Source organism: Roseibium sp. (assembly GCF_048260565.1).
In the GTDB taxonomy this organism is placed as follows: Bacteria; Pseudomonadota; Alphaproteobacteria; order Rhizobiales; family Stappiaceae; genus Roseibium.
Genome location: NZ_JBLXGP010000004.1, coordinates 260765 through 273529, shown reverse-complemented (window position 1 = coordinate 273529; position 12765 = coordinate 260765). Strand labels below are relative to the sequence as shown.

Genomic DNA, 12765 nt, shown 5'->3' with positions numbered 1-12765 from the left:
CTCAGAGCCCGAACAGGCCTGCGTTTGTCGCTTTTTGAACACATGCTGGCGTATTGGCCGTCGGAATTTTCCCGTCAGCCGGCGGCTGCCTTCCGATCTGTCTCGCCGGTTTCCGTTTCGACGGTGTCGCCTGCGGGTTCGGGAGGCGTCAGTGCCGGTACTTCGATCTTGCGCTTCATCAGGATATCGCAAATGCGGGCAATGGTGGTCTTGAGATCGTGACGCTTGACGACCATGTCGACCATGCCGTGTTCGAGCAGGTATTCGGCGCTCTGAAAACCGTCGGGGAGCTTTTCCCGAATGGTCTGTTCGATCACGCGCCGGCCGGCAAAGCCGATCTGGGCTCCCGGTTCGGCAATATGGACATCCCCCAGCATGGCGTAGGACGCGGATACGCCGCCGGTGGTCGGATTGGTCAGCACAACGATATAGGGCAGACCCGCCTCGCGCAGCATCTGCACGCCGACGGTGGTCCGCGGCATCTGCATCAGCGACAGGATGCCTTCCTGCATGCGCGCGCCGCCGGACGCTGCGAACAGCACGAAGGGGGTGTGATGGGTCACCGCGGATTGCATCCCGGTCAGGATCGCTTCGCCGGCGGCCATGCCGAGCGATCCGCCCATGAAGGCGAAATCCTGAACGGCGGCCGTCAGAGGAGCGCCGTTCACCTTGCCCCGGGCAACCCGCACGGCGTCGGTCTCACCGGTCTTGCTCCGGTATTCCTTCAGCCGATCGACATATTTCTTGGTATCGCGGAACTTCAGCGGATCCGCGTGGGCGTCCGGCGTTTCCACCGTCTCGTAGTCGCCGCCGTCGAAGAGGCTTTCCAGCCGCTTGACCGCCGGCATACGCATATGGTGGCCGGAATTCGGCACCACCCAGAGGTTTGCCTCGAGATCGCGGTGAAACACCATCTCGCCCGTTTCCGGGCATTTGATCCAGAGATTCTCCGGCACTTCGCGCTTCTTCAGGAGATCGCGGATTTTGGGACGGACGAGGGAGTTGATCCAGTTCACGAGAGACGTATCCGTTTTCTACAACTGTTACCCGGTGCGACTGCGGTCTTGTTACACCCTAACGGCATTAAGCCGATCGTGCACGTGCAACTCCGCTTGCAAGGTCGGAGACGAGGTCCGTCACCGCCGAAACGGTCTTATCGGTTGCCATTCCGGCATTATTGAGGCTGTCCCGGATGGCCGTCACCAGAACCGATCCGACCACGACGCCATCGGAATCCCGGCCGATTTCAGCTGCCTGGTCGGCGGTCTTCACGCCGAAACCGACCGCGACCGGCAGGTCGGTATGCCCCTTGATCCGGTTGACCGCGGCCGCGACCCGATTGGCGTCGGGGCTCGCTGTCCCGGTAATGCCGGTGATCGAGACGTAATAAACGAAGCCGGAAGTATTGGCGAGAACGGCCGGCAGCCGCTTGTCATCGGTCGTCGGCGTCGCAAGGCGGATGAAGTTGAGGCCGGCTTCCAAAGCGGGAATGCAGAGTTCGTCGTCGGCTTCCGGCGGAATATCGACGATGATCAGCCCGTCGACACCGGCCTCTTTGGCCTCGATGACGAATTTCTTCGGATCGCGGACATAGATGGGATTGTAGTAGCCCATCAGCACGATCGGCGTGTCCGGATCTTTTTCACGGAAATCGCGCACCATCTGCAGGGTCTTGTTCATGGTCTGACCCGCCTTGAGGGCGCGCTGGGTGGCGAGCTGGATCGGCACACCTTCTGCCATGGGATCGGAAAACGGCATGCCGAGTTCAATGACATCGGCGCCGGCGGCGGGCAGGGCTTCCAGGATCGCCTGTGAGGTTTCCAGGTCCGGATCACCCGCAGTTATGAAGGTCACCAGAGCCGGACGGCCCTTTTCGGCACAGGCCTTGAACCGGCGATCGATACGCGTTTCCGTCATGCGTCACTACCCTACTCGACATGGAAGTCCGGCAACGGTCCGGCCGGACTTCAATCCCGGAAGGGTGTAGGGGGCTGCATTGCCCCGTGTCAATCCGCCTTTGCGGATGTGCGCGCGATTTCGCGCGCACCGTTACCGGCCATTGAAAGATCCGGGAACGATCCGGCTTAGCGAAGATCGTAAACCTTGGCGTAGACCTTCCGCGAAATATCGCTGCGAACCAACCCCAGGGAGTCGAGTTCCGCATCGCTCATTGCGGCGAGTTCGGTGTAGAGCGCCCGCGCGGCACGGGCCCGGCCGAATTCCTCCAGAAAGGCAAGGATTCCCTTGCCGGCAGAGGAAAGGGCGTGGGAGGAAAGTTCGAATACGGAAGAGGATGTCGTGGCGGCCATTTTACTGTTCCTTTTGATGGTCGGGGCTGAAGCGCGTCGAACCGAAATGGTGCGCTGCTTTCTTGTTATGCCAATAGGATAGGCCGGTTTTTTTGCACTGCAACATACAAGAACGGGAAGCAGCTCTGCAGCTTTGGAATAGCTAGAGCCTTTCTCGGTTAGATTGAACCATTCTGTTTGTCGTCCGGCGAGGAGATCTGCGCGGAGAGGTGCGCAGCCCATAGCGGGGCTATGGGCAAGCGGCTCGACAAAGCAGGCGTCCGCCGGACGGAAACCCGCCGCGTTGTTTGCCGTCGGCAAACAAGCAGCAGCTCAAATTACAGATCATTCGAACCGCCGATGCGGTTCGCATGATAGGGGCCGGGCCGGTTTGGCCCAATGCCGTCGGGCTTCGCCTCGACCGTGCGGTCAGCACGGTCTTCGTCAAATCCCTCGGCCTTGAACCAAACCGGCTCCGGCAGAATGGATCAATCTAACCGAGAAAGGCTCTAGCCGGCTCAACTGATGCGTAAATGGGCAGAGCTCAATGGAAATTGCATGGCCGGAATGCACACCATGACTTGCGAAGCTGTGAGCGCATTGCTATGTAGCACTCAGTGCACTTTTTGCCCCAACAAATACAATAATGAGGTAGGAAATGGCCCGTTCGCTTTTCGAGGCTCCACCGGAACCGTTCTCAACCAGGTTCTGGCGCACTATGAAACACCTGCATATCGGTCCGCGGCCCGCTCCTGCTCCGGTTGAAAAAACCGCTGGTCATGAGATCGACGGTGCGCCGGGACAGGCAGAAAGCCTGGATGCGCGTGGCAGACAGCTTTTTCTGCAAGCCGCGCTCACTGAAAAGCCGATCAGGCGGCGATAACGCTTTCCGGGTTGTGCGTCGGTAAGCTGACTGGCAATCCGAGATAGCCCAGGGCAGACCGCCGCAGACGCAGGAACAGATTTTCAAGATCGGTTTCGCCACTGGCGATTGCAGCCGAGGCGAGACCATGGCCCAGCGCGATCAGATCGAACGCAATCTGGTCGGCATCTTCTATGCCCCTTTCGCCCAGCACGCCGGCGACCAGCGTCCTCAAGTCACGCTTGATGATCATAAGATCTTCCTCCAGCGGCAATTCCTCTTCCGCCCGCTCCAGCACCCGCGCAAGGCCTGGACGAACAAGGTGATGGCGAAGGCACGCGCGAACCAGAACATCGACGGCATCGGATAAAGGTCGGTCGCGCACGGTTTCGGCCGCGGCCTGACAATCCGTTAGCAGGCTGCGGCGAAGGCGACGGATCAACTCTGCCAGAATTGCCTCCTTCGACGGGAAATACTGATACAGCGACCCAACGGACACGCCGGCACGTTCGGCAACGCGGTTGGTGGTCAATCCGCCCAGGCCCTCGGTCTCCAGAATGCGAGCCGCGGCTTCCAGAATGACGGCACAGGTTTCCTGACTGCGCTTCTGGCGTGGCTGTTTTCGGGGCGTCAGGCGTTGGTTCATGGCTGCTTCCGAATGCGAGTTGTCTGATGCGAGTAAAAGCTCACATTAGTAAAGCATGGCGCCGCGCTCAGACAAACACCCGTTTTCGAGAGGCAAGAATGACCCAACGACTGAACTTTAGCGGTCGCAAGGTGCTCGTCACCGGCGGCGCGCGCGGTATCGGCCTCGAACTCTCCCGGCAACTGATCGATCAGGGCGCAAGCGTACTGGCCGTTGGCAGCAACAAGACGCATCTGGACAGGCTGGCCATTGCGTCTCCAGGCAAGGTTCACACAATCACCGCCGATCTAGGCGAACCGCGCGGCGCGACAACGGTTGCCGAATGGGTCCAGGAGCAGCATCCGGACTGCAGCGTTGTGATCAACAATGCCGCGATCATGCGCCACGACGACCTGACTGTCGGGATGGAAGGTCAGGAAGAGCTGATCGCCCACGAAATCGCAATCAACATGACCGCTCCGCTACAACTCTGCACGGCCCTGCTGCCGGTGCTTGCCAGGGCGCCAGGCGGCGGCGTGATCGCCAATATTTCTTCCGGCCTGGCGCTCGCGCCGATCCCCGATGCGTCCGTCTATTGCGGAACAAAGGCCGGACTATCGAACTTTACGCGATCGTTTCGCGATCAATGCCGCGCGAAGAACCTGCCCATCCAGGTGACTGACGTGATCATGACCCTGGTCGATACGACGCTTTCCAAACCCGGTTCGGCAAAAAAATATCCGCCGGCGCAAGCCGCAGCGGATGTTCTGGAGGGCCTTGCCGCCGGAAAACAGGAGATCTGGGTGGAAAAGACGAAGCTTCTTCGCCTGATTTTCCGGATTTCCCCCGCAGCAGCCTACAGGCTGATGCGCGGCCACTAGACGGGCCGCGCAACTTTCTGTCAGGAATTTGGATCAGAGATCGAAACCCAGCATCTTGCCGACAGCGAAGACGTCCTTGTCGCCGCGGCCGCACAGGTTCATGACGAGGATCTGGTCCTTGTCCATCTGCGGCGCCAGCTTGATCACATGGGCAAGCGCATGGGCCGGCTCGAGTGCGGGGATGATGCCCTCGACCTTGGTCAGCAGCTGGAAGGCTTCCAGCGCCTCGTCGTCCATGGCCGGAACATAGGTCACACGGCCGGTTTCCTTGAGCCAGGAGTGCTCCGGACCGATACCCGGATAATCGAGGCCTGCGGAAATCGAGTGACCTTCAAGGATCTGGCCGTCGTCGTCCTGAAGCAGATAGGTGCGGTTGCCATGCAGAACGCCCGGCTTGCCGGCCGTCAGAGAGGCACAGTGCTCCTCGCCTTCCAGGCCCCGGCCGCCCGCTTCGACGCCGTAGATCTTGACGTCCGGGTCGTCGAGGAAGGGATGGAACAGGCCGATGGCGTTGGAACCGCCACCGACGGCTGCCACAAGGGCATCGGGAAGCCGGCCTTCGGCCGCCATCATCTGCTCGCGGACTTCCTTGCCGATCACCGACTGGAAATCGCGCACCATTTCCGGATAGGGGTGCGGGCCTGCCGCGGTCCCGATCAGGTAATAGGTGTTGTCCACATTCGTCACCCAGTCGCGCAGAGCCTCGTTCATGGCGTCCTTGAGCGTGCCGGCACCTGCAGTGACCGGAACGATCTCGGCGCCGAGCAGCTTCATCCGGAACACGTTCGGCTTCTGCCGTTCCACATCGGTCTTGCCCATGTAGACCACGCAGGGCAGGCCAAAGCGGGCACAGACGGTGGCCGTCGCCACGCCGTGCTGGCCGGCGCCGGTTTCGGCGATGATCCGGGTCTTGCCCATGCGCTTGGCCAGCAGGATCTGACCCAGGCAGTTGTTGATCTTGTGCGAACCGGTGTGGTTCAGCTCGTCGCGCTTGAAGTAGATCTTCGCGCCGCCCAGATGCTCGGTGAGGCGCTCGGCGAAATAAAGCGGCGACGGCCGGCCGGTGTAATGGGTGTTGAGATCCTCGATCTCCGCCGCATAGGCCGGATCGTTCTTGGCGTCCTCATAAGCCTTTTCAAGGTCGAGGATCAGCGGCATCAGGGTTTCGGCAACGTAGCGGCCGCCGAAAATGCCGAAATGGCCGCGCTCGTCCGGTCCGTTGCGCATGCTGTTTGCCATCGTGGTCAACGCAAGTTACTCCCCTGCCACTGTCGCGCCCCGGGCGGCTGCCACGAATGCGCGGATAAGATCACAATCCTTGACGCCCTTTTCCCGCTCGACGCCGGAGGACACATCGACGGCAGTCGCACCGCTTTTTTCGATCGCCTCGGCCACGTTGGACGCGTCCAGCCCCCCCGAAAGCATGAAGGGCTTGGCAAGGTCAAGGTCCTTGAGCAACGTCCAGTCGAAGGAAACGCCGTTTCCGCCCGGCAGATCGGAGTCTTTCGGCGGTTTGGCGTCGAACAGGATGCGGTCGGCGACGATCGCGTAGAACTGCGCCTGTTCAAGGTCGGCCCTTTCGGAAATCGGCACGGCCTTCATGATTTTTTTCCGGAACATGACCTTGGCCGCAGCACAGGCCTCCGGTGTCTCTTCCCCGTGAAACTGAAACCAGTCCGGGTTCACCAGTTCGTTGATGCGCGACAGTCCGTCCAGGTCCATGTCGACGGTAAGCGCCACGATCTCCGCCTTGCCACGGGCCATGTCCGCCAGCTTACAGGCGGCGGATAAATGCACATGGCGCGGGCTCTTGGGAAAGAACACCAGACCGACCATGTCCGCGCCGGCCTCCAGGGCCGCCTGCATGGTGTCTTCGGTCGACAGGCCGCAGATCTTGATCATCAGGTCGTTCATTGTTTTATCGAACCATAAACGTAGTTCTGAAATATACTTGGTCAAGACTTTGCAAAAAATCAAAATGGTATTTCATCATCAATTCCAACGCCAACGGATTTAGCATAATCTAAGACATCATTCGTCAGATAGTAGCTTAACATATTGAAGATATGAAAAATTTCCTCTTCATTTTTGCCAGTATTAGTAAGAATATATAAATTAAGCGCGTTAAAAATATCAGATGCATACTTGCTATTTCTGTTAATTATTGCGAAGTTTAACTGCTCAGCCAAGTTAAAAACCCACGGATGAGTATTAATTAATGCGCTGCAAATAATAATAAATCCTAGACTTTTATTTTCTATGCCCTTAATTTCTTCAATTAAATTTCTAGTTTTTCTAAATTGTATTCTTGAATAGTTACTTCTAGATAATTCAAATTCTACTTCACTTTCCCTATTTTTACTACGACTCTTGTCCTCTACAATCATTTCCTGAATGTTCGAAAGAACAGAACGGAGTTGAGACATCTCGCCGATAATTTCAGCGCGACCCCGATCTTCTGGATTATCACTCTGCCTTAAACTCTGGAGCTCTTCAGAAACAGAAATTGGTGTTTCAACATCCCCACCTTTTTCGATTTCCAAGATCTGTCTTTTGATAGCTTCTTTAGTTTCTTGTACGCTATCTAAATCTTTGTGATCGAAATATATAGTCCTGGTTCCCGCTACATCGAAGGGTATTCTTTCTCCTTTCTTTATTAACTGAACAAATGGCCTTTTGAAGGCATGTCGAACTGCTAGTTCATAAAATACATTTGGATTTGTTTCTGTTAAGTCAGCAATTACTAAGTCATCTGAAACAACTCTTTGTATTACTTGACTTGTAATGAGACCTGGTTTGTCTATCTCATCTGCCCTTACCGCGATGTAATCGCACTCTAAAGCTACCGGCTTAATAATATGATTTAGTACTTGGTCAGATCTTTTGCGAGTTTCAGATCCTTCTTCGCCAATAGGAGAGATTACAAAACAGCTTTTCTTTGTTTTACTCATGATTTATCAGCTTTCAGGTCACATTGAACGCCGCGATGGCCGCCATGTTGACGATGTCGCTGTCCTTGGCGCCCATCGGCACGATCTGGACCGGCTTGTCGAGGCCGACAAGCAACGGGCCGATCACGGTCGAACCGCCCAGTTCCTGCAGCATCTTGGTTGAGATCGACGCGGAATGGAACGCCGGCATCACCAGAACGTTCGCAGGCCCCGTCAGGCGGCAGAACGGATAAGCGCCCATCTTGTCCATGTTGAGGGCGATATCGGCAGCCATTTCGCCGTCATATTCGAAATCCACCCGGCGCCGGTCGAGGATCTTGACCGCCTCCTGTACCCGCTCGGAGCGCTCGCCGCGCGGATGGCCGAAGGTGGAATAGGCGAGCATGGCAACCCGGGGCTCGTAACCGAGTTTGCGGGCCACATGGGCCGCTTCTTCCGCGATATCCGCCAGTTCCTCCGAATTCGGCATGTCGATCACCGCCGTATCGGCGATCAGGACCGTCCGGCCGCGCGCAAGGCAGAGCGAAACGCCGATCACCCGGTGGCCCGGCTTGACGTCGAGACAGGTGCGCACCGTGTCGAGGGCGACCGAATAGTTCCGGGTCAGGCCGGTCACCATGGCATCGGCGTCGCCGCGGGCGACCATGATCGCGCCGAAGTAGTTGCGGTCGTTGTTGACCAAGCGCTGGCAGTCGCGCTGCAGATAGCCCTTCCGCTGCAGGCGGCCGTAGAGGAACTGGGCGTAATCCCGGTTGCGATTGGAAAGCCGTGCGTTCTGCACCGTAATGCCGGGGCGGTTGATGTCGACACCGGCGCTTTGGGCCATCTGCTTGATCTCGTCCTCGCGGCCGATCAGGATCGCCTCGCCCAGTCCCTGGGCCACGAAGCTCGCGGCCGCGCGGATAACCGGCTCTTCCTCGCCTTCGGCAAAGACCACCTTTTTCGGCATCTGGCGGACCTTGGAGAAGATCCGCTGCAAGGTGCCGGCAACCGGATCGCGCCGTGCGGACAGTTCTTCCCGGTACCGGTCCATATCGACGATCGGCCGGCGGGCGACGCCGGAATCCATCGCCGCCTGGGCGACCGCCGGCGGGATCGCGGAGATGAGTCGCGGATCGAAGGGAACCGGAATAATGTATTCCGGCCCGAATTTCGGCCGGTTGCCACGATAGGCGGCGGCGACCTCGTCCGGCACTTCCTCGCGCGCCAGGTCGGCCAGCGCATGGGCGCAAGCCACCTTCATCTCGTCGTTGATGGTGGTTGCCTGGACATCGAGCGCACCGCGGAAGATGTAGGGAAAGCCGAGCACGTTGTTGACCTGGTTCGGATAATCGGACCGGCCGGTGGCGACAATGGCGTCGTCGCGCACCTCGGCTGCTTCTTCCGGCGTGATTTCCGGATCCGGATTGGCCATGGCGAAAATGATCGGGTTCGGCGCCATGGCGCGCAGCATGTCCGGTGTGAGCGCGCCCTTGACCGAAACGCCGAGGAACACATCCGCGCCCTTGATCGCGTCGTAAAGGGACCGGGCATCGGTTTCCACCGCATGGGCGGACTTCCACTGGTTCATGCCTTCGGTGCGGCCCTTGTAGATCGCACCCTTGGTATCGCACAGAATCACGTTGTCATGGGGAATGCCCATGGCCTTGACCAGCTCGATGCAGGCAATGCCGGCAGCACCCGCGCCATTGCAGACCACCTTCGTATCCTTCATCTCCCGACCGGTCAGATGAAGCGCATTGATCAGGCCGGCTGCCGCGATGATCGCCGTGCCGTGCTGATCGTCATGAAAGACGGGAATGTCCATCATCTCGCGCAACTGCTGTTCGATGATGAAACAGTCGGGCGCCTTGATGTCTTCAAGGTTGATGCCGCCGAAGGACGGGCCGAGATAACGGACCGAATTGATGAAGGCGTCGACATCCTGGGTGTCGACTTCCAGATCGATGGAATCGATATCCGCGAACCGCTTGAAGAGCACCGCCTTGCCCTCCATGACCGGCTTGGCGGCCAGAGCCCCGAGATTCCCGAGACCGAGAATCGCCGACCCGTTGGTGATGACGGCGACCATGTTGCCGCGGGTCGTGTAGTCGAAGGCCCGGCTCGGGTCTTCCGCAATCGCCAGCACCGGGACCGCCACCCCCGGCGAATAGGCAAGCGACAGGTCCCTCTGGGTCGCCATAGGCTTGGTCGGGCTGATTTCCAGTTTTCCCGGGCGGCCTTCCTGGTGGAATTGCAGCGCTTCCTGCTCGGTAAAACTGAGGCCGGTCCTAGATGTTTTGTCGGTGGCGGGCATGATTTCGGCGTTTCCTCTGATAGCGATTTTTTTATCGCATTGCTGGCCTGGCGGGACAGCGACCTTATCCCCTGAAAATTACCGGCTCAAGACCATCAAAAGGCATAGCAATTGTGAAACCCATAAAAGGGTTTGCTAACTTCGCGCCATGTCTGACAAAGCCCTTGCGAAAATCGAGCCGGCCGAGCATCGCGTCACACCGATGATGGCACAGTTCATGGAAATTAAAGCCGCCAATCCGGACAGCCTGCTGTTCTACCGGATGGGCGACTTCTACGAGCTGTTTTTCGAAGATGCTGAGATCGCCTCGCAGACGCTTGGCATCACGCTGACCAAACGCGGCAAGCACCTGGGCGAAGATATTCCCATGTGCGGCGTGCCGGTGCACGCGGCCGACGATTACCTGCAAAAGCTGATCGCCCGCGGCCATCGGGTCGCGGTGTGCGAGCAAACGGAAGATCCCGCCGAAGCCAAGAAACGCGGTTCGAAATCCGTGGTGCGCCGGGACGTGATCCGGCTGGTCACGCCGGGAACGCTCACCGAAGAGCGGCTGCTCGATTCGTCTGCCAACAATTTCCTGGCCGCCATGTCCCGGCTCAGGGGCGGGTCGCTGACCGGCGATGCGGTCTATGGCCTTGCCTGGATCGACATGTCGACGGGCTCGTTCCAGGTGGCGGAGACCGACGATCAGCGCCTTGCGGCCGATCTCGCCCAGATTTCACCGCGCGAGCTGATCCTGCCGGACAATCTCTTGCAGGAATCAGAGGTTCGGCAGGTGGCCGAGCAGTCGGGTGCGGCCCTGTCTCCTGTGCCACGGGCCTTCTTCGACAGTTCCACGGCCACTGACCGGCTGGCGCACTATTTCGGCGTGAAGACGCTGGACGGTTTCGGCACGTTCTCACGCTCCGAACTGTCGGCCGCCGCCGGTATTCTCGCTTACGTGGAAAAAACCCAGCTCGGCGAACGCCCGCCGCTCGATCCGCCGACGCGGGAAGCGGGTGCGGGCCGCATGCTGATCGATCCGGCAACCCGGGCCAACCTGGAACTGACCCGCACGCTCGGCGGCGAAAAGCAGGGCAGCCTGCTTGCCACCATCGACCGGACCGTGACCGGTGGCGGATCACGACTTCTGGCAAGCCGTCTCGCCGGCCCGCTGGTCAATCCGGACGAGATTTCCAGGCGGCACGATTCCGTCGAGTTCTTCCTGGAAAACGAAATGATGCGCGAAGCCCTGCGCCGGACGCTGAAAGGCGCACCGGACATGGCCCGCGCGCTGTCCCGGATCGCGCTTCAGCGGGGTGGGCCGCGGGATATCCTTGCCGTTGCCCAGGGCATGCAGGCCGCAAGCCAGGTGATCGACCAGATCAGCATGGCCGCGAGCGCTCCGGCGGAGATCGCAGCAGCCCGCGCCAGCCTCGAGCAGGCGCCGCACGACCTCGGTGAGGAACTGACCCGGGCGATCAAGGAAGAACCGCCGCTGATGAAGCGCGACGGGAACTTCGTCGCTTCCGGCTATGATGAAAACCTTGATGAGCTGCGCGCCCTTCGAGACGAATCCCGCAAGGTGATCGCCAAGCTTCAGGCCGATTATTCGGAAGAACTCGGCCTGCGCTCCCTGAAGATCAAGCACAACAACGTGCTCGGCTGGTTCATCGAGGCGCCCAGCGCCCAGACGGAAAAACTCACCGCGGACCCGGGCCGTTTCATTCACCGGCAGACCATGGCCGGCGCCATGCGCTTTACCACGACGGAACTTGCGGATCTGGAATCGAAGATCGCGAGCGCCGGCGAACGGTCGCTCGCCATCGAGCTGGAAATCTTCGATCGGCTGGTCAGGGAAATCGTCGCCAACGGCGACGCCATCAAGGCGGCGGCTCACGGTCTGTCGATCCTGGACGTGTCCGCCGCTCTGGCAAAGCTTGCCCAGGAAGAGGCTTACGTGCGCCCGGTCGTGGATGACACGCGCGCCTTCGACATTTCCGGCGGCCGCCATCCGGTGGTCGAGCAGGCCCTGAAGACAGCCGGCGGCGACAGTTTCGTTGCCAATGACGCCCACCTCGGACCGGAAGGCGAAGACAAGACCGGCCGGATCTGGCTGATCACCGGACCGAACATGGCCGGTAAATCCACTTTCCTGCGCCAGAACGCACTGATTGCCGTTCTTGCCCAGATGGGTGCCTTCGTTCCCGCCGCAAGCGCCCATATCGGAGTGGTCGACCGCCTCTTCTCTCGTGTGGGGGCCGCCGACGATCTGGCGCGCGGACGGTCGACCTTCATGGTGGAAATGGTGGAAACGGCGGCGATCCTCAATCAGGCCGGTGACCGGTCACTGGTGATCCTGGATGAGATCGGCCGCGGCACCGCCACCTTCGACGGGTTATCCATCGCGTGGGCGACCATCGAACATCTGCACGAAGTCAACCGGTCGCGCGCCCTGTTCGCCACCCATTACCACGAACTGACCGCGCTTTCGGCCAAGCTCGACCGGCTGTCGAACGCCACGGTGCAGGTGAAGGAATGGAACGGCGACGTCGTGTTCCTGCATGAAATCGTGCCGGGTGCCGCCGACCGGTCCTACGGTATCCAGGTCGCCAAGCTCGCCGGTCTGCCGGCAAGCGTCGTCCAGCGGTCCCAGCAGGTCCTGAGCCAGCTGGAGGAACAGGACCGGCGTTCACCCACCGAGGCGCTGATCGACGAACTGCCCCTGTTCGCGGCAATACCCGCGCCGGCGCCCAGCGCCGGTTCGGACAGTGCCGGTCCGAATCCCCTTGTCGAGGCCCTTGAGGATCTGAACCCGGACGACATGACACCACGGGAAGCGCTCGACGCCCTTTACCGGCTCAAATCCTTGCCAAAATAAAC

The 12765-nt window shown here is 59.7% G+C and carries 10 protein-coding genes; 2 read left to right on the top strand and 8 right to left on the bottom strand.

The features are described from left to right. Positions 1-74 precede the first annotated feature (74 nt). The 4 genes from accD to ACN0SO_RS12195 all read right to left on the bottom strand — a co-directional run bounded on the left by accD (position 75) and on the right by ACN0SO_RS12195 (position 3796). Complete coding sequence (gene accD, locus ACN0SO_RS12210) at positions 75-1016, bottom strand: acetyl-CoA carboxylase, carboxyltransferase subunit beta (RefSeq protein ID WP_417677983.1); 942 nt, start codon at positions 1014-1016, stop codon at positions 75-77. Positions 1017-1083: 67 nt separating this feature from the next. Beyond that, positions 1084-1917, bottom strand: coding sequence for a tryptophan synthase subunit alpha (gene trpA / locus ACN0SO_RS12205; protein WP_417677981.1), 834 nt, complete (start codon positions 1915-1917; stop codon positions 1084-1086). A gap of 167 nt (positions 1918-2084) precedes the next feature. After that, entirely contained in the window at positions 2085-2309 is a 225-nt protein-coding gene (locus ACN0SO_RS12200; RefSeq protein ID WP_417677979.1) for a DUF1127 domain-containing protein, read from the bottom strand. Positions 2310-3157: 848 nt separating this feature from the next. Further along, positions 3158-3796: a TetR/AcrR family transcriptional regulator gene (locus tag ACN0SO_RS12195; RefSeq protein ID WP_417677977.1), complete on the bottom strand. Its 639-nt coding sequence runs from the start codon at positions 3794-3796 to the stop codon at positions 3158-3160. A gap of 98 nt (positions 3797-3894) precedes the next feature. Between ACN0SO_RS12195 and ACN0SO_RS12190 the strand changes: the two genes are divergently transcribed. After that, the gene (locus ACN0SO_RS12190) at positions 3895-4656 is read left to right on the top strand and encodes an SDR family oxidoreductase (protein ID WP_417677975.1); all 762 of its coding nucleotides are present in this window, start codon (positions 3895-3897) and stop codon (positions 4654-4656) included. A 33-nt stretch (positions 4657-4689) separates the two neighbouring features. On the opposite strand, the gene trpB is transcribed toward ACN0SO_RS12190, so the two are convergent. From trpB to ACN0SO_RS12170, 4 genes are read right to left on the bottom strand one after another with little or no spacing between them, the layout of a single operon-like run. Next, on the bottom strand, positions 4690-5895 hold the full coding sequence (trpB, locus tag ACN0SO_RS12185; RefSeq protein ID WP_417678228.1) for a tryptophan synthase subunit beta: 1206 nt from the start codon (positions 5893-5895) through the stop codon (positions 4690-4692). Between the two features lie 15 nt (positions 5896-5910). Continuing rightward, positions 5911-6570 (bottom strand): phosphoribosylanthranilate isomerase, encoded by a 660-nt coding sequence (locus tag ACN0SO_RS12180; protein WP_417677973.1) that lies wholly within the window; start codon positions 6568-6570, stop codon positions 5911-5913. A 59-nt stretch (positions 6571-6629) separates the two neighbouring features. Continuing rightward, complete coding sequence (locus ACN0SO_RS12175; protein ID WP_417677971.1) at positions 6630-7607, bottom strand: hypothetical protein; 978 nt, start codon at positions 7605-7607, stop codon at positions 6630-6632. 13 nt (positions 7608-7620) lie between these two features. Further along, positions 7621-9903, bottom strand: a complete 2283-nt coding sequence (locus ACN0SO_RS12170) for an NADP-dependent malic enzyme (protein WP_417677969.1) — start codon at positions 9901-9903, stop codon at positions 7621-7623. 148 nt (positions 9904-10051) lie between these two features. On the opposite strand from ACN0SO_RS12170, the gene mutS reads away from it, so the two are divergent. Beyond that, positions 10052-12763 (top strand): DNA mismatch repair protein MutS, encoded by a 2712-nt coding sequence (mutS, locus tag ACN0SO_RS12165; protein ID WP_417677967.1) that lies wholly within the window; start codon positions 10052-10054, stop codon positions 12761-12763. Positions 12764-12765 lie beyond the last annotated feature (2 nt).

Coding starts and splice junctions, on each gene's coding strand:
- trpA (WP_417677981.1), bottom strand. CDS start 1,917: ATGACGGAAACGCGTATCGATCGCCGGTTCAAGGCCTGTGCCGAAAAG.
- ACN0SO_RS12200 (WP_417677979.1), bottom strand. CDS start 2,309: ATGGCCGCCACGACATCCTCTTCCGTATTCGAACTTTCCTCCCACGCC.
- ACN0SO_RS12195 (WP_417677977.1), bottom strand. CDS start 3,796: ATGAACCAACGCCTGACGCCCCGAAAACAGCCACGCCAGAAGCGCAGT.
- ACN0SO_RS12190 (WP_417677975.1), top strand. CDS start 3,895: ATGACCCAACGACTGAACTTTAGCGGTCGCAAGGTGCTCGTCACCGGC.
- trpB (WP_417678228.1), bottom strand. CDS start 5,895: ATGGCAAACAGCATGCGCAACGGACCGGACGAGCGCGGCCATTTCGGC.
- ACN0SO_RS12180 (WP_417677973.1), bottom strand. CDS start 6,570: ATGAACGACCTGATGATCAAGATCTGCGGCCTGTCGACCGAAGACACC.
- ACN0SO_RS12175 (WP_417677971.1), bottom strand. CDS start 7,607: ATGAGTAAAACAAAGAAAAGCTGTTTTGTAATCTCTCCTATTGGCGAA.
- ACN0SO_RS12170 (WP_417677969.1), bottom strand. CDS start 9,903: ATGCCCGCCACCGACAAAACATCTAGGACCGGCCTCAGTTTTACCGAG.
- mutS (WP_417677967.1), top strand. CDS start 10,052: ATGTCTGACAAAGCCCTTGCGAAAATCGAGCCGGCCGAGCATCGCGTC.